Source organism: Alteromonas sp. ABH4_457, from assembly GCF_056160625.1.
The window spans coordinates 275994-297064 of record NZ_JBSWXN010000007.1 but is presented as its reverse complement, the minus strand read 5'-3'; the positions used below and the strand labels follow the sequence as shown (position 1 = coordinate 297064).

15 protein-coding genes are annotated in these 21071 nt (G+C 48.9%); 10 read left to right on the top strand and 5 right to left on the bottom strand.

Translation table 11 applies throughout. The features are described 5' to 3' along the window. Positions 1–121 precede the first annotated feature (121 nt). Positions 122–2347, bottom strand: coding sequence for an NADP-dependent isocitrate dehydrogenase (locus tag ACXAGR_RS19055; protein WP_474845716.1), 2226 nt, complete (start codon positions 2345–2347; stop codon positions 122–124). A 459-nt stretch (positions 2348–2806) separates the two neighbouring features. Between ACXAGR_RS19055 and ACXAGR_RS19050 the strand changes: the two genes are divergently transcribed. From ACXAGR_RS19050 to ACXAGR_RS19020, 7 genes are all read left to right on the top strand, one after another. Next, complete coding sequence (locus ACXAGR_RS19050; RefSeq protein ID WP_474851961.1) at positions 2807–3349, top strand: rRNA large subunit pseudouridine synthase E; 543 nt, start codon at positions 2807–2809, stop codon at positions 3347–3349. A 192-nt stretch (positions 3350–3541) separates the two neighbouring features. Further along, positions 3542–4657, top strand: coding sequence for a tRNA 2-thiouridine(34) synthase MnmA (gene mnmA, locus ACXAGR_RS19045; RefSeq protein WP_474851959.1), 1116 nt, complete (start codon positions 3542–3544; stop codon positions 4655–4657). Then, on the top strand, positions 4657–5283 hold the full coding sequence (gene hflD / locus ACXAGR_RS19040) for a high frequency lysogenization protein HflD (protein WP_119501072.1): 627 nt from the start codon (positions 4657–4659) through the stop codon (positions 5281–5283). The genes mnmA and hflD overlap by 1 nt, the downstream gene beginning before the upstream one ends. A gap of 14 nt (positions 5284–5297) precedes the next feature. Next, the gene (gene purB, locus ACXAGR_RS19035; protein ID WP_474851957.1) at positions 5298–6671 is read left to right on the top strand and encodes an adenylosuccinate lyase; all 1374 of its coding nucleotides are present in this window, start codon (positions 5298–5300) and stop codon (positions 6669–6671) included. Between the two features lie 76 nt (positions 6672–6747). Beyond that, on the top strand, positions 6748–7953 hold the full coding sequence (locus ACXAGR_RS19030) for an adenylate/guanylate cyclase domain-containing protein (RefSeq protein WP_474845711.1): 1206 nt from the start codon (positions 6748–6750) through the stop codon (positions 7951–7953). A gap of 6 nt (positions 7954–7959) precedes the next feature. Next, the gene (locus ACXAGR_RS19025) at positions 7960–9111 is read left to right on the top strand and encodes a JmjC domain-containing protein (protein WP_474851955.1); all 1152 of its coding nucleotides are present in this window, start codon (positions 7960–7962) and stop codon (positions 9109–9111) included. Positions 9112–9179: 68 nt separating this feature from the next. Further along, positions 9180–9638 (top strand): GNAT family N-acetyltransferase, encoded by a 459-nt coding sequence (locus ACXAGR_RS19020; protein ID WP_119501068.1) that lies wholly within the window; start codon positions 9180–9182, stop codon positions 9636–9638. Between the two features lie 50 nt (positions 9639–9688). Here ACXAGR_RS19020 and ACXAGR_RS19015 read toward each other — a convergent pair whose 3' ends face one another. After that, positions 9689–10108, bottom strand: a complete 420-nt coding sequence (locus ACXAGR_RS19015) for a DUF4826 family protein (protein WP_474845707.1) — start codon at positions 10106–10108, stop codon at positions 9689–9691. A 198-nt stretch (positions 10109–10306) separates the two neighbouring features. On the opposite strand from ACXAGR_RS19015, the gene ACXAGR_RS19010 reads away from it, so the two are divergent. Then, entirely contained in the window at positions 10307–10540 is a 234-nt protein-coding gene (locus ACXAGR_RS19010) for a PGPGW domain-containing protein (RefSeq protein ID WP_442858445.1), read from the top strand. Positions 10541–10637: 97 nt separating this feature from the next. Here the strand turns inward: ACXAGR_RS19010 and ppsA are convergent, their stop codons facing one another. Continuing rightward, positions 10638–13010: a phosphoenolpyruvate synthase gene (gene ppsA / locus ACXAGR_RS19005; protein ID WP_474851953.1), complete on the bottom strand. Its 2373-nt coding sequence runs from the start codon at positions 13008–13010 to the stop codon at positions 10638–10640. Positions 13011–13231: 221 nt separating this feature from the next. Here ppsA and ppsR point away from each other — a divergent pair, with 221 nt between their 5' ends. After that, positions 13232–14044, top strand: coding sequence for a posphoenolpyruvate synthetase regulatory kinase/phosphorylase PpsR (ppsR, locus tag ACXAGR_RS19000; protein WP_119501065.1), 813 nt, complete (start codon positions 13232–13234; stop codon positions 14042–14044). On the opposite strand, the gene ACXAGR_RS18995 is transcribed toward ppsR, so the two are convergent. Next, complete coding sequence (locus ACXAGR_RS18995; protein WP_474851951.1) at positions 14041–16008, bottom strand: tetratricopeptide repeat-containing sulfotransferase family protein; 1968 nt, start codon at positions 16006–16008, stop codon at positions 14041–14043. The two genes, ppsR and ACXAGR_RS18995, sit on opposite strands and share 4 nt — an antisense overlap. Positions 16009–16097: 89 nt before the next feature. Continuing rightward, entirely contained in the window at positions 16098–18785 is a 2688-nt protein-coding gene (locus ACXAGR_RS18990) for a TonB-dependent receptor (protein ID WP_474851949.1), read from the bottom strand. 351 nt (positions 18786–19136) lie between these two features. Between ACXAGR_RS18990 and ACXAGR_RS18985 the strand changes: the two genes are divergently transcribed. After that, positions 19137–21071 carry a BCCT family transporter gene (locus ACXAGR_RS18985; protein WP_474852150.1) on the top strand — a complete coding sequence of 645 codons (1935 nt, stop codon included), beginning with the start codon at positions 19137–19139 and terminating at the stop codon, positions 21069–21071.

The following is a 21071-nucleotide window of genomic DNA, read 5'->3' as shown; positions in this document are numbered from 1 at the left end:
TGCGATTCGGCAGTCGGTAGAAGGCCTTTTTTATGCGCCATTTTCAGCGGTGTCTTCAAATTTACCGCTACCAAATAAAAAACCCGGCGAAAGCCGGGTTTTTTGGTTCTTGCTTAAACGCTTATTTAGAAAGGGATTCCTGCAGCGTTTTGCTTGGAGACATGGCTGCATACAGCTTGTCTTCGTCAGGGAAGTAGTAACCGCCAATATCCTGTGGCTGACCCTGAGATGCATCGATTTCTTCGATAATTTTGTCGATGTTCGCAGTCATCGCTTCCAGAGTAGGCTTGAACAGTTCAGCCAGCTCTTTATCTTCAGTCTGCTCAGTCAGTGCTTCAGCCCAGTACAGCGCCAGCCATACATGGCTGCCACGGTTATCCAGCTGACCCACTTTACGCTCAGGTGACTTACCGGTGTTCAGCAGCTTCTCAGTCGCCTTATCAAGGGCAACCGCCAGTGCTTTCGCTTTAGAGTTGCTGTGCTTGATAGCCAGCTCTTCAAGAGAAACTGCCAGTGCCAGGAACTCACCCAGTGAATCCCAGCGTAAGTGACCTTCTTCAACGAACTGCTGAATGTGCTTAGGTGCAGAACCACCCGCACCGGTCTCGTACAGACCACCACCGGCCATCAGAGGCACGATAGACAGCATCTTCGCACTGGTACCCAGTTCCAGAATCGGGAACAGGTCAGTCAGGTAGTCACGCAGAACGTTACCTGTTACAGAGATAGTGTCCAGGCCGCGGATTGCACGTTCCATAGAGAAACGAATCGCACGTACAGGTGACATGATATGGATTTCCAGACCATTCGTGTCATGGTCTTTGAGGTACTTCTCAACTTTCTTGATCAGCTGTGCATCGTGGGCACGCTCATCGTCCAGCCAGAATACTGCCGGCATACCAGAGTTACGCGCACGGGTAACGGCCAGTTTAACCCAATCCTGAATCGGCGCGTCTTTCGCCTGACACATACGCCAGATATCGCCTTCTTCAACATTGTGCTCAATCAGTACGTTTCCGTCCTGATCGATGATTTGTACAGTACCGTCAGCTTCCAGTTCAAAGGTCTTGTCGTGTGAACCGTACTCTTCCGCTTTCTGCGCCATCAGACCAACGTTAGGCACTGTACCCATGGTAGTAGGATCAAATGCACCGTGGGTCTTACAGAAGTTAATCACTTCCTGATAGATAGTCGCGTAAGTAGACTCAGGAATAACCGCTTTAGTATCGTGCGCCTTACCATCTGGTCCCCACATCTGACCGCTGTTACGGATCATTGCAGGCATAGACGCGTCAACGATAACGTCTGAAGGCACGTGCAGGTTAGAAATACCTTTGTCTGAGTTAACCATTGCCATAGGCGGACGGTCAGCGTAACAGGCGTTGATGTCTTTTTCGATTTCAGAACGCTGTGATTCAGGCAGAGAAGCGATTTTGTCGTAAACGCTGCCTAAACCATTGTTAGGGTTAACACCCAGTTCTTTAAACAGTTCGCCGTGCTTATCGAACAGTTCTTTATAAAACACTTTTACACAGTGACCGAATACGATGGGGTGAGACACCTTCATCATGGTCGCTTTTACGTGCAGTGAGAACAGAATGCCGGTTTGCTTCGCATCTTCGATTTGTTCTTCGAAGAATTTGCACAGGGCTTTCTTGCTCATGAACATACCGTCGATAACTTCACCCGCCAGCAGATCTACACGTGGCTTCAGGGTTTTCTTGCTACCATCTTTACCGGTAAATTCAATGCTTACGTAGCCGTCTTTCTCAACAGTAGTAGATTTCTCACTTGAGTAGAAATCACCGCCGCGCATGTGCGCAACGTGAGAGCGTGAAGCCTGGCTCCACTCACCCATTGAATGCGGGTGTTTCTTCGCGAAGTTTTTAACCGCTGTAGGTGCACGGCGGTCTGAGTTACCTTCACGCAGAACCGGGTTAACAGCAGAACCCAGTACTTTTCCGTAACGTTCACGGATGTCTTTTTCTTCGTCCGTTTTAGGATCTTCAGGGAACGGAGGAACGTTATAGCCTTTGGCGTTTAATTCTTTGATTGCTGCACGCAATTGGGGAATAGATGCACTGATGTTAGGCAGTTTAATGATGTTTGCTTCTGGATCCTGCGTTTTTTCACCCAGGTCAGTCAGTGCGTCAGGCACTTTTTGATCGTCGTTCAGGTAATCCGGGAAGTTGGCGAGAATACGCGCAGCCAGTGAAATATCGCTTAACTCGATGTCGATGTCAGCAGATTTAGCAAATTTCTCAATGATTGGCAGTAAAGAGTAAGTCGCCAGCATTGGCGCTTCATCTGTTTTTGTGTAGATGATAGTCGACTTAGCTTTGGTCATTATATACCTCAAAGTTGTCGGTAAAGAGCTACCTGATTTATTCCATTAACCCCGCGTGGAATCGCTATAATATGCAGGGCATTCCGGTAATATCGTAAGATTCTGATCACGATTACTGAAATAACCTTTCAGTCTGGTCTATATCTGTAGTTTACAGATCACTGTGTAATGTCCTCTCGCCCACGAACACTACACCCAATTCGTCATTTTTGCGGGCCCGCCTTGCAGACGCACCCTGTCCTGCCGAAATTACCGCGCTCAATAGTATAGGGTCGAACGTAGGAGTTACAAGTCATACCATTGTCTTAAGCGTGAAGATCAATCTAATTTTTGTCAATTTCCTGATCTTTTTTTGCAATTTCGTTTTTTTTCTTCAAAAAAGTGACACAGACAGTCCGCCCCGACGGCATTTTTGCGGTAGCATGCGCACCGGTTCTGACTATTTTCCGGGAGTGACAAATGCCGGCGGGCAAAATTCTGCTGTTCAATAAGCCATTCAACGTACTGACACAGTTTACCGATCAGGAAGGCAGACAAACCCTGAAAGACTTCATTCCCGTTCCCGGCGTGTATGCAGCCGGCAGGCTCGACAGAGATTCCGAAGGGTTACTGGTACTCACTGACGATGGCAAACTGCAGCACCGTCTGGCAAATCCTAAAGCCAAAACCAGTAAAACCTACTGGGTGCAGGTTGAGGGAGAGCCCACAGATGAGGCCATACAACAGCTGTGTGATGGTGTGGAACTGAAAGACGGCCTTACGCGGCGGGCAAAAGTACACCGCATGGATGAACCGGCACTGTGGCCGCGCAATCCGCCAGTGAGGTTCCGGCAGCACATTCCCACCAGCTGGTTATCGGTGACCCTTACCGAAGGCAAAAACCGTCAGGTCAGACGGATGACAGCCCACGTGGGATTCCCGACGCTCAGACTGATCCGGTACCGCATCGGTAACTGGACCATTGATGGCATTGCTAACGGCGAATACCTGCAAATCCAGTAATTTGTCATTGACAGAGCCTGAGGAAAATCCGTACCGGCAATTGTGCAATAGCAGCAGGCTTCTATACTTTTTACAAAAAGGCACAAGTTATAGCTGAATTGCCGGGTTACTGCCGTGCCATAGCCAGATAATTCTGGTAGAATCCGCGACCCTGAGTCAGCCAGATAAATTGGAAATCCACTAAGAGTTAATATGTCATCAAATTCAACACCTTCACCTGCATCTCAAAAAGTTATTGTCGGTATGTCCGGCGGTGTAGATTCTTCTGTTTCTGCGTATCTCTTGCAGCAGCAGGGTTATCAGGTAGAGGGACTTTTCATGAAAAACTGGGAAGAAGATGACAACGACGAATATTGTGCAGCTGCAGAAGATTTAGCTGATGCACAGGCCGTGGCTGATAAACTGGGCATTGAATTACACACGATTAATTTCGCCGCTGAGTACTGGGATAATGTATTTGAGTACTTTCTGGAAGAGTACAAAGCCGGCAGAACGCCCAACCCGGACATCATGTGTAATAAAGAAATTAAATTTAAAGCCTTCCTGGAATTTGCAGCTGAAGACTTAGGTGCAGATTACATTGCTACCGGCCACTATGTTCGCCGCCGTGAGAAAGACGGTCACTGGCAAATGTTACGTGGCCTGGATGGTAATAAAGATCAGAGTTATTTCCTTTATACGCTGGGCGAAGAACATGTCGCTAAAACGTTGTTCCCTGTTGGCGAACTGGAAAAGCCCCGTGTCCGTGAAATCGCTGAAGAGCAGGGACTGGTAACAGCTGACAAAAAAGACTCCACCGGCATATGTTTTATCGGTGAGCGTAAATTTAAAGACTTCCTGTCTAAATATCTTCCTGCACAGCCGGGTGTTATCGAAACCGCTGAAGGCGAAGTTATCGGCGAACACGAAGGCCTGATGTATCACACACTGGGTCAGAGAAAAGGTTTACACATTGGTGGTCTGGCGGCTCATGGTGACGATCCCTGGTACGTGGTAGACAAAGACGTTGAACGTAATGTGCTCATCGTCGGTCAGGGTGCTGATCATCCCCGTCTGTATTCCAAAGGACTGATCGCCCGGCAATTGCACTGGGTAGACAGAACCCCTGTAACTGAAACGGTGCGGGCCGTCGTTAAAACCCGTTACCGTCAGACAGACATCCCCTGCACTATCCGTCCGCTAAATGATGATTTGATGGAAGTGATCTTCGATGAGCCGCAAAAAGCCGTGACGCCCGGCCAGTCTGCGGTGTTTTATCAGGAAGAAGTCTGTCTGGGTGGCGGAATCATTGAGAGTTACATACGGTGATGCTGGATCCTAAAATAGAGCAACATATTGCGCTGGCAGGCGTTTGTCAGGCCGCAGCACTGGTACAAAAAGTCGCACGCGCAGGCACTGTGGATACCGAAGCTTGTGAGGCCAGCCTGTCGAGTATCCTGGTGACCGACCCGGAATCACCACAACATGTTTTCGGGCAGTTAAGCAATTTGAAGATGGGTTATCAGAGCATTGTCTCCCAGCTCTCCGGCCGCAGCAGTCATAAAGATGCCGAACTCACCCGTTATGTTGCCAGCCTGCTTGGTCTGGAAAGAAAACTCAGCGCCAAACCGGCAGCCCTGAATGAATTGAGCCAGCGTATTTCCCACGTTCAGCGACAGCTGGCACATGTAGATTTTGACAACAGTCAGATCATTGCCTCCCTGGCCAGTATTTACAGTGATATTATCAGCCCGCTGGCACCGAAAATTCAGGTAGCCGGCAATACAGAACATTTAAGCCGCCCCCTTAACCAGCAGCGGGTCCGTGCCCTGCTGTTAGCGGGTGTGCGTGCTGCCGTTATGTGGCGGCAAATGGGCGGCCGGCGCCGCCAGATACTCTTTAACCGCAAACAAATTTTACACAGTGCAACCCTTGCACTGAGATTAATCAATTAGTTTAGGAGCTAAAGGTGGAACTGACTCAGTTAACCGCAATTTCCCCTGTCGATGGCCGCTATGCAAGTAAAAGTGCAGAGCTGCGCAGCATTTTCAGTGAATACGGCTTATTGAAATACCGTGTTCAGGTAGAAGTAAGATGGTTACAAATGCTGTCTGAACAGGCATCAATTTCTGAAGTTCCTGCTTTTAGCGATGAATCCCACGCACTGCTGAACGACATTGTTGCTTCTTTTTCTGTTGATGACGCAATACGCATTAAAGAGATTGAGCGCACAACGAATCACGATGTGAAGGCGGTTGAGTACTTCTTAAAAGAAAAAGTAGAAGGCAACAGCGAACTAAACGCTATCAGTGAATTCATTCACTTTGCGTGTACCTCAGAAGACATCAACAACCTGTCTCACGGCCTGATGTTGACTGAAGCCCGTGACACCGTGCTTCTGCCTTATTGCGATAAGCTGATCAGTGAACTTACCCGTCTGGCGAAGGAATACAAAACCATTCCGATGATGGCCCGTACTCACGGCCAGCCTGCATCGCCTACGACTATGGGTAAAGAAATGGCGAACGTTGCCATGCGTTTACACCGTCAGCGCGACCAGATTGCTGCGGTCACTCTGCTGGGTAAAATCAACGGTGCAGTGGGCAACTATAATGCTCACCTGTCTGCGTATGCAGATACTGACTGGCACGCCCTGTCAGAAAAATTTGTTACCAGCCTTGGCCTGACATGGAACCCTTACACCACACAAATCGAACCTCACGATTACATTGCTGAGCTGTTTGATGCCGTGGCCCGTTTCAACACCATCGTACTGGATTTTGACCGTGACGTCTGGGGCTATATTGCGCTCGGTCACTTCAAACAAAAAACCATTGCCGGTGAGATCGGTTCTTCTACCATGCCGCACAAAGTCAATCCAATAGACTTTGAAAACTCAGAAGGTAATCTGGGTCTGGCAAACGCAATTTTCGATCACCTGGCCGCCAAACTGCCTGTATCACGCTGGCAGCGCGACCTGACTGACTCTACAGTTCTGCGTAATCTGGGTGTTGGTGTGGGTTATGCGGTTATTGCTTATCAGGCGACCCTGAAGGGGATCAGCAAACTGGAAGTTAACGAAGCCAGCCTGCTTGCTGAACTGGACAACAACTGGGAACTGCTGGCTGAGCCGGTACAAACCGTTATGCGTCGTTACGGCATTGAAAAGCCTTACGAGAAGCTCAAAGAGCTGACCCGTGGTAAGAAAGTCAATGCAGAAGTCATGGCTGAATTCATCGACGGTCTGGCTCTGCCTGACGCAGTGAAAGCAGAACTGAAAACCTTGTCTCCTGCTAACTACATCGGTGATGCAATTCGCCTTGTTGATCAGTTGCCGGAATAAATGTCACGGTATACTATTTAGTCACCGGTATGAATATTAGGGCTGCTGTGCAGCCCTTCTTCTTTTCAGGATACTTGTGAATTCACATGCTAGCAAAACCAGTGTTTCAATGCTTTCACTGGTACGGACATTATCACTTGCGGTTTTAGCCGGTCTGGCTGCCTATACACTGATTGTTGTTTTTATTCTTGAAGACTATTCAGTGTCGATTCTGTTGCTTATCGCCACTCATGCACTCCTGTTCAGCAGCACCCTCGCACTGACTTACCGTAATCAACCGGATGCCGCAGATCGCGCGCGGTTTATTTTTGTCACCAGTTGTATGACCCTCATCACGCTACTATCACTGATGTGGGAAAAAGACACGGGATTACAACAGCTCCTGCTGGTCGGTATGATCACCAGCGGCTTTATTTTTCCCCGCAGCGAACAGCAACAACGCCGCTTTGCTGAATATACCTACGGCTTGTTGTACATCATCGTGGAAGGCGTAATTGTATTCAGTGAAACCCATACCTGGGCCACATTGCGCCTGTCTAATGCCATCATTCTGGTTTCCGGCGGTCTGGTCATGCTCAGGCTGGTCAGGGATAAAATTGAAAAGCAGGCAGAAGCCTTGTTGTTGTCTGAACGCCGCAACACAACCTTGCTGAAAAGCATGTTGCCCGCAGCGCCGGACGATAAGAGCAAACACTGGCCCTTAGGGCACACAGAAAAAATCACCAATGTTTCAGTACTTTTCGCAGACCTTCAGGGTTATACCAAGCTCAGCGAAAAATACGATGACATTGGTATTGTTGCGATTCTGGACGATCTTTATCGTCTGTTCGATGCCCACGCCCTGCGCCTGGGTATTGAAAAGGTAAAAACCAACGGCGATGAATACATGGCCGCTACCGGAATTCCCTCCACCATTACTGTACCTGAATATATTCAGGAGAATACTGCGGTGACACTGTGTACCTTTGCCAGCGCAATTTTAGAAAGCTTTCATGAACTGGCAAAAGAAAAAGACCTTGGCTGTAATATCCGGATAGGAATCGCAACCGGCTCTGTCACAGGCGGGATAATCGGTGCCCATAAACCCCATTTTGATATCTGGGGAAAAACGGTAAACCGCGCAGCAAGGCTTGAACAGGCCAGTCAGCCCGGCTCAATCACCGTGTGCGCCAGAACCAGGGGACAACTTGTCGATGCAGGTGCCTCTCAATTTGAATTCTCTAACAGCTTTGTCGTCGGCGATAACCTGGTTGCCCATTCATTGCGATTACAAAAAGATTAACTATTTATGTACACCTTAAATACTGATTTTAATACTGATCAGTTTCTCGCCACTTACTGGCAAAAAGCCCCGTTAGTTATCCGCAGCGGCATTATTGATTTCGATGATCCCCTGGATGAACACGATCTGGCCGGCATGGCGATGGAAGCTGATATCGACAGCCGCATTGTCAGCCGGACCGGTGACAAGTGGGACGTTGCCCACGGCCCGTTTGAAGATTTCGACCAGGTATGCAAAGGCAAATGGTCGTTGCTCGTCCAGGCGACAGACCGTTACAGTGATGACGTGGACGAATTGATGTCGCTGTTCAGCTTTATCCCCTACTGGCGAATGGATGACGTAATGATTAGCTTTGCTGTAGAAGGGGCCGGCGTGGGCGCACATACCGATCAGTACGATGTTTTTCTTATTCAGGGTAAAGGTTCCCGCCGCTGGCGCGTCGCGCCTCCTGATAATGCTGAAGTGTGCCGCCCGCACAAGGATTTACAGCAGGTTGCCTCTTTTAACCCCGATATCGATGTGGTACTTAAGCCCGGTGATATTCTTTATATCCCTCCGGGCTGGGCCCACGAAGGCACTGCACTGGAAGACTGCCTCACTTATTCCATTGGCTTCCGTGCCCCTGATCAGAACGATTTATTACAACAACTGGCAGACCATCTTGCGGCAGCGCCGGCAGTAGCCGGTGTTACACCACGACGATACAGCGACCCGCACCTGTTGCCGCAGGAACATCCCTCCATGGTAAGCAATGATGCGTTATCAGGTTTACAACAGCTAATGATTGATTACCTGCAATCTGACCAGGGTCAGGATGGATTGCTCAGTATTTTGAGCGCTCAGCACCTGCCGGAAAACGTGCCGGGAGAGCCCTATACCCTTGCTGAAATCACTGAAGCGGTTGAAACAGGATGTGCTGTTTTCCGTGCGCCCGGCTGCAAGCCGGTATACAGTGAAAATCAGGCAGATGAAGAGTTTGCGTTTTATGTTAATGGTGAAAGATTCAGTGCTGCATCCTCATTAAAACCGTTATTACTGCCCGTTCTCGCAGGCCAGCCGTATCCGCCGGAACACCCTGTTGCTGACGCAGATGACATTGCGATGATTCAACTTTTGTCTATACTGATCAATAAAGGTTACTGGGAACTAAGGAACTAGTCCTTTTGGCTCGCTGCGTATTTCATGAAGAAAGTCCCGCAGCGTACAGGCAACTCAGAGCTTGAATCATGCGTTTTCAAATCGAAAATGTTGATTGGATGAGCGGTAAAAATCGACTTACAGAACTTCGCGAACAGGTATTTGTTGTGGAGTGGCGTATTCCGCGACAGGCAGAATTCGACGACAGGGACCCCGATGCCCTGCACATCCTTGTTTCAGACGAAAATCATCAGCCGGTTGCCACCGGCAGAATTACCAGAGACGGTGAAATTGGCCGGATCGCCGTGTTGCATGCTTACCGCACGCTGGATGTGTATAAAATTCTGTTCCGTTCTTTAATCAAACTGGGCAAAACAGCCAGAGTGGATCAGGTGAAAGTGGTTTGTAATCTGGCTAGTGTGGATGAGCATAAAGCCCGGGGTTACACACCGGAAGGCCCGGTATTCATGGAAGCGGGCATTCCCCGTCAGCGTATGTTTTGCCCGATCAACCGTTTCAGGCTACCGGACGTGCAGGAATGCCATTGAGCGGAGACTTTAAGACTTAAAAGTCTCCGTCTTACTCAATGCCTGACAGCTCAGACAGAACCCCAAATTTCATCTTTCTCAACAAACTTATACAGTTGCTCTGCACGGTTTTGCATAATGGCTGCAAACTGCAGCTGAGTCTGATCGGTGATCCCCGAGCGCTGAATGTTTTCAGCTTTTAACTGCCAGCTCATAACAAAGTGGCGTAATGCATCACGACCGTTCGCTGCATTACCTGCGGAGATAAAATCTACCGGTAAGTCACCACTCAGTACCCAGAACGCTGCACCGTCCATCGCTTTCACTTTCAGAACTGCCCATAACGGATAAAGATACCGGCTGGCTGCATCATCAACGGTGGATACCACAACTCCGTTTTCTGCCAGATATTTCGTTGCTTTTTTAAATTGCTCATTCAGCCACTGCTGACGTTGTTGTTCTGAGATTTGCGGCGTTGTTTGCTCTGTCATACTTCACTTCTTTTTTAATGGTGTTTTTAATGCTTTCCTGTTTCGTAAACTACCACAAACGCCATTTTTCGTCATTATTCCCGGCTTGATAGTTATCACTATCGCTATCAGCAGGGCCGTTTACACTTACTTACATCAATTCTGTTGGTTTTTGCTATAAATAAAGTAGTCTGTCAGCATTGGAGAAAAACCGGACTTATGATGATAAAAGCAATCCGAATTACCCTTGGTGCCCTGCTCGCCGTTGCCGGCGTTGTACTGACCATTATTCCCGGTTCAACACTGCTGATCCTGGCCGGTCTGGTTGTACTCAGTTACGACATACCAAAGGCCCGTGTGTGGCTTAAGGTGGTACAGGGCAGCATGCAGCGGGGTGCCCGCAAGCTCGATACCTTCCTGCTTTCCCGCAAGCTGGCCCGTAAATCACGCTGAAGAACAGCCAATAAAAAAGCCGCTTTAAGCGGCTTTTGTGTCTGAGCGGGCTGGTTGGGATGGGCCCGCTTTCCTTAAATTACAAGCTAACTATAGCTTATCCGTGATTTTCTGCCAGGTATAACCAGGTTTCTACCACAGTATCCGGGTTCAGTGACACAGAATCGATACCTTCTTCCACCAGCCATGCAGCGAAATCATCATGATCCGATGGTCCCTGACCACAAATACCTACGTATTTGCCACGGGCTTTTGCCGCACGGATTGCCATTGAGAGCAACGCCTTCACGGCAGGGTCACGCTCGTCGAACAGATGAGCAATCAAGCCTGAGTCGCGGTCAAGACCCAGCGCAAGCTGTGTCATATCGTTTGAACCGATGGAGAAACCATCGAAGATATCCAGGAACTGGTCAGCCAGCAATGCGTTGGACGGCAGTTCACACATCATGATAACCCGCAGACCGTTGTCGCCCTGCTTAAGACCATTTTCAGCCAGGATTTCGATTACCTGACGGCCTTCTTCCAGTGTGCGGACGAAGGGGATCATGATTTCAACGTTGGTCAGCCCCATCACATTACGAACGCGCTTGATGGCTTCACACTCCAGCGCAAAGCAATCGCGGAAATCGTCTGAGATGTAACGGCTGGCACCACGGAAGCCCAGCATCGGGTTTTCTTCATCCGGCTCGTACTGGTAACCACCGACCAGGTTGAAGTATTCGTTCGACTTGAAGTCAGACATACGAACAATCACTTTCTTCGGCGAGAATGCAGCACCGATGCTGGCAATGCCTTCTACCAGTTTCTGGATGTAGAATTCACGGGGTGACTCGTAACCGGCAATCATTTCACTGATTTCTTCTTTCAACTCTTCAGGCTGGCTGTCGAAATTCAGCAAGGCTTTAGGGTGAACCCCAATCATGCGGTTAATAATGAATTCAAGGCGGGCCAGACCCACACCGGCACTTGGCAGGCGGGCGAAATCAAATGCACGGTCAGGGTTACCTACGTTCATCATCACTTTCAGTGACAAATCCGGCATGGCATCAATGCGGGAAGTCACCACATCAAATTCCAGCTCAGAACTGTAGATGTAACCTGTATCACCTTCCGCACAGGAAACCGTGATTTTGTCGCCGGTGGCGATAGAATCTGTGGCATTTCCACACCCTACCACTGCCGGAATACCTAATTCACGGGCAATGATTGCGGCGTGACAAGTACGGCCACCACGGTTAGTTACAATGGCAGAGGCTTTTTTCATGATGGGTTCCCAGTCAGGATCCGTCATGTCAGTGACCAGCACATCACCGGGCTGAATCTTGTCCATCTCTTCAATTGAGCCAAGCACTTTCGCTTCGCCGGCACCAATCTTGTGACCGATAGCACGGCCTTCACAAACGATGCTGCTCTTATCTTTGAGGTGGAAACGTTCAATTGTCTGACTGTCTTCGCGGCTGCGTACAGTTTCAGGACGGGCCTGAACAATGTACAACTTACCGTCTGTACCGTCTTTAGCCCATTCGATGTCCATAGGACGCTGATAGTGCTTTTCGATGATTACAGCCTGCTTAGCCAGTTCCTGTACTTCATCGTCAGTCAGCGAGAAGCGCAGACTGTCGGCTTTGTCGATATCAACAATAGATACCTGCTTGCCATGAGACTCATCTGCAGAATAAATCATTTTTGTCAGCTTGCTGCCCAGATTACGGCGCAGGATAGCCGGGTTGCCATTGGCCAGCGTAGGCTTGTGTACATAGAATTCGTCAGGGTTAACGGCACCCTGCACCACCATTTCACCAAGACCAAATGAACTGGTCACAAATACCACATCATCGAAGCCTGATTCTGTATCAATGGTGAACATAACACCGGAAGACGCGATGTCGCTTCGTACCATGCGTTGTACACCGGCAGACAGTGCAACCCCTTTATGGTCGTAGCCCTGGTGAACACGATAGGAAATGGCACGGTCGTTAAACAGTGAGGCAAATACGTGCTTGATGGCCACCAGCACCGCATCGTAACCTTTCACGTTAAGGAAAGTTTCCTGCTGCCCTGCGAAAGACGCATCTGGCATATCTTCTGCTGTTGCGGAAGAGCGGACTGCAAACGACGCCTCATCACCGGCATCGCCCTGTAACGTTGCAAATGCTTCCTGAATTGCAGTTTCCAGCGCGGGCTGGAACGGCGTGTCGATGATCCACTGACGGATGTTTTTACCTGCTTCAGCCAGTGCTGTTACATCGTCAACATCCAGGGTATCCAGTACATCATGGATCCGTGCTTCAAGACCACTTTGCTCAAGAAACTCGTTAAATGCATCTGCAGTTGTAGCAAAACCGCCCGGCACCTGCACACCTGCATTTGCCAAATTAGAAATCATTTCACCTAAAGATGCATTCTTGCCGCCAACGCGACCTACATCATGCATCCCCAATTCCTGGTACCAAAGTACGTATTCTTGCACGGCCAAAGCCTCCAGCTTTATTAAACTTGTCAGTTCCGCTAATTTACGCAACCTGTGTTACGAAATGTTTATCACGAAACTTTGCGATATTCGCCGAGGTTAGTGCCAACCTGTTCATAGCATGCTGGCTTTTCGACGGTTTCATCTTAGAATGGTGAAAAATCGAAAGTAAAATCTTTCTGTATTCCGTAATAAAATTACAACAATGTTAAGGATTTGTTTTGCGTACCGCATACTACATTTCAGATGGTACAGCCATCACTGCTGAGGTCTTCGGCCACGCCTTACTGTCTCTGTTCCCTATTCAGTTTAATCACACCACGATTCCCTTCGTTGAAACCGAGGAACAGGCCTACAAGGTCCTGGAGAAAATTTCTGAAAGTTTTCAAGATACGGGAGAAAGGCCGCTCGTTTTTTATACAATTGTGAATGTCGATGTGCGCAAAATTATCTCCCGTTCAGTGGGTATTAATTATAATTTTCTCGATCAATTCGTTGCGCCTGTCGAAAAAGTGCTCGGTGTACCGTCAAAACCGGAAAAACACCGTACCCACAGTATTCACGAAAAAACCTATGATATTCGCATTGAAGCGGTGAACTATGCACTGGCCAATGATGATGGTTCCAACATCAAAAACTACGAAGAAGCAGACATTATATTAGTGGGTGTTTCCCGCTCCGGTAAAACACCCACCAGCCTGTATCTGGCGCTTCAATACGGCATTAAAGCGGCCAATTATCCCTTCACTGAGGAAGACATGGGGGACATGCTGAAAATGCCCCCCGCACTGCGCCGTTATAAACAGAAGCTGTTCGGCCTTACTATCCATCCGGAAAGGCTCAGTCAGATCCGTTCTGAGCGCAGGGCCAACAGCCGCTACGCGTCACTGCAGCAGTGTCGTATGGAGCTTCGGGAAGTAGAAAACCTTTATCGTCGCGAGCGCATTCCGTTTTTGAATTCAACCCGCTATTCCGTAGAAGAAATTTCCGCGAAAATTCTTGCTGAAACCGGCCTGCAACGGAAGAAATACTAAGCTTCAGACTCCCCGTCCAGTACCGAAAACAGTGGCGCAAGGTAAGGTTCAAAGCCTTTCCATTGCGTCATGCCGGAACGGTAAATCGGTTGTCTTACCTGCTCTGAGCTGGGGGTTTTAATCACCCGCTTCGTCTGATGGAAGTTCAGGCAGGCCTCTTCAAAAGGTAATCCGCAAAAGTCCAGCATGCGTCTGACCTGCCCTTCAAGATCGTCAATCACATCTTCGTGCTGCACCGTAAGAATTTGTCCAGGCAACACTTCATGCCAGTGGTCCATCAGCTTCCGGTAAGCATTGTAATAACGTCCGATGTCATTCAGTGAATAACTGAACTCCTGTCCTTCGCCGAAAAGCTGCTTAAACCCGCTGAAACAGCAAGCCACAGCATCCCGTCTGGCATCAATGATTTTGGCATTGGGCAGAATGCGTTTGATAAGTCCGGTATGAATAAAATTGTTGGGCATCTTATCAATAAAAAATGGGGCACCACGGCGGTATGCACGGGTTTGAGCAATATACTGCTCTCCCAGCTTTTTGCATTGCTCATCTGTGAGGGATGACAAGTTTTGCGGATAAGGCACCGCCTGATGGCTGAGCCCTGATGCGATCCCCAGAATATCATGCAGTTCCATCGTACCGTCGACCATAGAGTGAGAGGCCAGAATTTGTTCCAGTAGTGTAGAACCGGCGCGGGGTAAACCCACGATGAAAATCGGATCAGGAGCATCACAGCCTTTTGCGTGCTCAAACAAAGGCGCATTGCAGGCGGACTGCTGTGACGCCATCGCCTGTTCAGTACGGGAAATATCGAAACGGAGTGTCTGGCGCTTCAACTGATTACCGTTATCGTAATAACGGAAAGCATCATCAAACGCTTTATCGTCTTCACTGGCTTTACCCAGCGCAAAATACAGATGAATTTTATCTTCCAGCGCAGTATTTTCATTCTCTGCTGCCGCTTTCATCCTGTCTGTCAGCGAAGCTGAAAAGCTATACGTTTTAGTATTCGCCAGGCTCCAGTAAGCATCACCAAAATCAGGCGCTATCTCTGCTGCTTTTTCGTAGGCGGCCACAGCGGCAGCGGCGTCGCCTGAGGCCTTCAGCGCATGGCCATACTGTACCCATAACGCCGGTCGCCTGCTGTTTTTATCAAGCAGTGTGCGGTATAAAGTCAGTGCCTCATCTACCTCCCCGGTGCCGGTGAGAGCATGGGCAAGGGCGACGGCTGCCTGAAAATTATCCGGCTGACGTGCCAGACGCCCGCGGGCAAATTCAACGGCACGGGGAAACTTACCCAGCTTACCCAGTACACTTTGATACGCAGTTGCTGCAGCTTCATTATCCGGATACAGTTCTGCACAACTTTCCAGCAGGAATTCTGCATCATGATAGACCTTCAGTTGCATGCCGGCTTCCGCAAGTAACATCATGGCATCGGGATGATGTTTATGTTGTTTGAGAAAGTCCCTGCAAATTTGTTCTGCTTTTTGTAACTGCCCTTCATGGAGTAAATCCATGGCCCCCAACAGTGGTTTTGGCAGTGACGATAAAGATTGAATATGTTGTCCTGCCAGTGCCAGTGCGCCGGTGTTACCGGTCTGGCGGTATACCTGTTCCAGCTCCCGCCAGGCAGTCAGCAGAGCCGGATTAAATCGTGTAGCACGGTAAAACGCAGCGGCCATCTCCCGGCCTTTCTGCAGCGCTTTAAAACAATACCCCTGCTCCTGATATCCCCGGCCATAATCCGGAAAAGCTGTCAGTAATCTGTCCAGTACGGGAAGGGCCTGCGCCGGCTCTTTTGCCATTCGTAAAGCCACAGCCATCAGATACAGGCATTCACGGTCTGTCAGGGTATTGTCATTTCCCGACAAACATTCTTTGCATAACGACACTGCCTGCGCGAACTGAGACTGCATCAGGGCTTTTTTGGCTTCATTTAGACGAGACTGAACGGAACGGGTCATGTTAATCCTGCATTAAACAACGAAAAAACGGCAAGCCCGCAAAGGCTTGCCGTTTCAATATTAACGTAATTAATTACGCAACGGATAACTTAATAGTAATCGTATGACAAACGCACGCCAATGGTACGCGGACGGTTAGTTACCACTTTCGGCGTGAATTGCTGCGTATCGATGTTCAAAATAGCATTCTCATCAAATACATTGTCTATATACAATTCAGCTTTCCACTCATCATTGGTCACACCCACCGCAAGATTTGTCAGTACATAGGCTTCCTGTACATAACGGCCGCCACGGAACGTCCCGCCGTTGCTGTCTGCATAGGTTACGCCTTCATACACTGCGGCTTCATCTTCGATTTTAAGACCTGAGCCCGTGCCGTAGATAAGTTGCGTGGCATCTTCCATTACGTAGGCATCCATCACCATACCGGCAAGTCTGTCACCGGTGTAGCTCACAGAAGCATTCACGTAACCGCGCTTGTCACCCTGTAATTCAAAGAAATAACGGGCGTTCACGTTTCCTGAGAACTTCGCAGAGTAAGGCAGTTCAGAACCGACACCGGCAGAAATACCTACAAGTTCAGAGTTTACGCGGGTCAGCTCAGTATCCAGTAAGCTGAATGCACTGCTGATGATCAGATCATCACCGGCAAGCCAGGTAATATCGGCATCAAGACCACGGATCTCAGCATCACCCACGTTGTCGGTGAATACCAGGAACGAGATATTGGTCGGATCAAAACGTGAAGTTTGCAGATCGGTGATTTCAGAATAGTACGCAGTTGCATTCACACGTACCAGTCCGTCAAAGAAATCCCCTTTCAGACCAAGTTCATAGTTGTCCAGCGTATCCGTTGTAGAGTAAACAGGAATACGGAAGTTCTCGAACTTACCGGACTGGTTAGATGCCAGACCACCACCAACACGGTTAGTTACCGGCGGGCGGAAACCTTCTGAATAGTTAGCAAACAGTAAGATGCCGTCTGTCACCTTCCAGTCCAGTGAGAATTTCCAGATAGTGTCATCAACGGTAAGTACGCCGTCAGAATCCAGCAGATCCACTTCCAGCTGACCGCTTTGAATAGCTTCATTAACCAAAGCAGGATCCAGTCCCACTGCGGCTAATTCAGCATCGTCCATTGTGCCGAATGCACGGATACGTCTTGAAACATCTACGGTGGTTGTAGAGCCTTTATACTCGTCGTCAATCTGGTACCAGCGGGCACCGACACTGGCGGTCAGGGTATCGGTAATATCGTATTCAAACTGACCGAACACTGCTACCTGCTCAATGGTATGAGTGATGTCGTTAACGAAGCTGATATCAGCCGGGAACGGGCCGCCATCACTGTTAATGCCTTCGCTACCTACCAGATTCCTTGCCATATCCGGGAATAACTCAGTACTGGCAATGTTAAACTGACCAACAGTCGCCACTTCCTGATCGTCATAGAACAGACCGGCAGTAACACGCCATGGCTCATCCATGGTGGTATTGAAACGCAGCTCATGGGTCATACGGGTTGAAGTGGTGTCTTCACGGTAGAACTTGGTAGGGTCAAGACAACGGTCTTCGCTGTTTGCATCAGAGCTATCATAACTGCATACATAGTACGCTGAGAATAAACCGCCGTTGGTGTAACCGGTGTAGTCTGCAAGGGTATCGATTTCACGGTCGAGGTAACCACCGGTATACACCACATCCAGCTTTTGCAGACGGCCTTCCAGTGTCCACGTCGTCAGGCCGAATTCATCCTGGTTCTCTTCAGGCTGGAAACGGTTAGTGGAACTTTCACCTTCCAGATTCGGATCGTATGCAAACACACCTTCTGTTTCTAACGTTTGCTGTGTGTGCTGTACCAGCAGATCCCAGTCATCATTGATGTGGTAAGACAGACCAAAACGGGCACCGGCATAAACTGCATCGTTGAAATCGTCTTCAACCAGCGAGTCGTTTCGCGGTGACACTACGTCAGCATCCACCGGAGACGTGATCTCAGGATTAGTAATACGGTTTGCATCCATGCCTGCGGGGTTAGTTAATACACCACCGGAAATACGGCTGATCACCTGTGCACTGCCGATGTAGCCACCGTTACCCGGCTCATTCAGCACGTTGTCAATCCAACCGCCCTGTCTGTCGTTATATGCAGCAACACGAACAGCCAGGTCATCAGTCAGAGGCATGTTGAAGTAAGCTTCAACCGCATTGCTCATCTCACCGCCCTTGGTGAAACCGATATTCGTATCAACACCGGCAGAAAAACCTGAGTGATCAGGTTTCGCGGTGATCATTCTCACCGTACCTGCCTGCGAGCTTGCGCCGAACAGTGTGCCCTGAGGACCGGGCAGTACTTCTACGCGTTGGATGTCAGTTGCGTAAATGTCGAGGTTACGGCCGGCCATAGATACCGGCTGTTCGTCCAGGTAAAAAGCAACTGAAGGTTGCAGTGCCTGAACAGATGACAACATGATATTTGATTGTGTGGTTGCAGCACCACGGATATAAATTTCATTCTGACCCGGGCCTGTACCCTGGAATACCACGTTAGGTAAGAATTCAACGTAATCCTGGAAGCTGTCAATGCCAAGGTTTTCCAATGCTTTTCCATCAAGCGCGCTGACCGCGACCGGTACATCCTGTATAGATTCACTACGTTTGGTTGCCGTTACCTCAATGGTTTCGATCTTCGCTTTGCTTTGTGCTTCCTGGGCGTGCACCGGAGATGCTGCCAGCGCTGCAACGATGGCACAGCTTAGACGTGTTTTATGCATGTGTGTTCCTCTGGTTCTTTGTTTTACTTAGATGAGTAAATATTTTATGTCGTGCTATTTGCTTATCATTTATTTAGCAATCGCAAGCAGATATACTTGCTCGCTAACAATTTGGTTCATACGTAATCGCGGTGATAGCGTTACAAAACCCTTTGATTATAGCAGATAAGTCAAAAAACTTGTCTATGATCCCTTTCGGAGACAATAAAATCAAGTTGAACACTAATTATTATACTTATGGCAAATATGAATGAGCCTTAAACGAAACGCCAAAATTGTCGTATTCATTCATAATCAATATCTATTAAGACAAAGGAAGCCGTAGTGACAGAAACCAGTACACCGGGTGCAATGTTAAATAAACCGGTATTTTTTACCTCTTCTCTGGCCATTCTTGTTTTGCTGATTTATGCAGCCAGCAACCCTGACCAGGCCAATACATTCTTCCAGTCACTGCAGGACACAGTGGCGCAAAATGGCGGGTGGTTTTACATCCTCACGGTAGCCATTATTCTACTTACCGTGGTGATCCTCGGATTTTCCCGGTATGGCGATATCCGTCTCGGGCCTGATCACGCCACGCCTGAGTTCAGCAAGCTGACATGGTTATCTATGTTATTTGCCGCCGGTATGGGGATAGGATTGATGTTCTTCGGTGTTGCCGAGCCGGTCATGCACTTTCTGGCGCCACCCACTGCCGACCCGAACAGTATTGCCGCAGTGAAAGAAGCCATGAAAACCACCTTTTTCCACTGGGGCGTGCATCCGTGGGCAATTTATGCCGCGGTTGCGCTGGTGCTGGGTTACTTTGCCTACCGTCATCAGTTGCCGCTGACATTACGTTCGGCACTCTACCCTTTAATTGGTGAGCGCATTTACGGCTGGCCCGGCCACCTGGTGGATATATTTGCTGTTACGTCCACTATCTTCGGTGTGTCCACGTCACTGGGTTTCGGTGCAGCACAAATTAATGCCGGTTTGTCTTATGTGTTCGGCATTCCGAGCACAACAGGTGTACAAATTGGCCTGATGGCCGGTGTTGTGGGTATTGCCATCATTTCTGTAACTACCGGTCTTGATAAAGGTATCCGCCGGTTATCCGAAGCAAATATGTTACTTGCCGTAGCATTACTGGTTTTCGTACTGGTGCTTGGCCCCACGGTATTCCTGCTGCAGGCTTACCTGCAAAACATGGGAGCGTATGCTTCCGACATCGTGCGGAATACCCTCAACCTGTTTGCCTACGCCAAAACAGACTGGATTGGCGGCTGGACAATTTTCTACTGGGGATGGTGGTTAGCCTGGGCCCCTTTTGTTGGTTTGTTCATCGCCCGTATCTCTTATGGCCGCACCATCCGTGAATTCGTCATGGGTGTACTGCTTATCCCGACTGCATTTACCTTGTTGTGGATGACCGTGTTCGGCAATACCGCTATCGATATGGTACTGGTACAGGGCAAAGACGCGCTGGCTTCAATGGTAAACGAAGATACCTCAGTCGCTCTGTTTGTCTTTCTGGAAAACTTCCCGTTCAGCAGTGTACTGACATTACTGGCAGTACTGATGGTAGTGATTTTCTTTGTGACCTCCTGTGACTCAGGCGCCATGGTTGTCGACATGCTGTGCTCTAACGGTCGTAACGATACGCCGTTATGGCAACGCATTTACTGGGCTGTCAGCGTGGGTGTGGTGGCTGCCATCCTGCTCTACGCCGGCGGGCTGGGCGCGTTGCAAACCATGACCATAGTCGCAGCACTGCCTTTTTCGGTGATATTGCTTGTTGCACTCTTCGGCCTGATGAAGGCCCTGCGGGTGGAAGATTACAAGCGGGAAAGTATGCAAATAAGTGGTTTTCAGACCAGTACCGGTGACAGTGACAAAAACTGGCGTTCGAGGCTGGAAAACATCGTGTCTTTCCCGAACAAAAAAGCCGTAAATCGCTTTCTGGATAAAACGGTACTGCCAGCATTTAATGATGTAAAAGAGGAATTTGGTAAACTGAATTTTGATGTGGAAATTGAGCAGACAGATAAGTTCATGATGCTGACGGTGAAACTCAACGAGCAGCCTGATTTTATCTATGCGGTTTATCCTACATCCACAGTACAACCGGATTTAAACGGTACGCTGGACATAGATAGTGATGACACGTACTATCGCGCCGAAGTTCACCTGAGTGAGGGTGGACAGGGATACGACATCATGGGCTGGTCGACACTTGCTGTTATCAACGATGTCATCGATCAGTACCACAAACACCAGCACTTTTTACACCGGTTAGTGTGA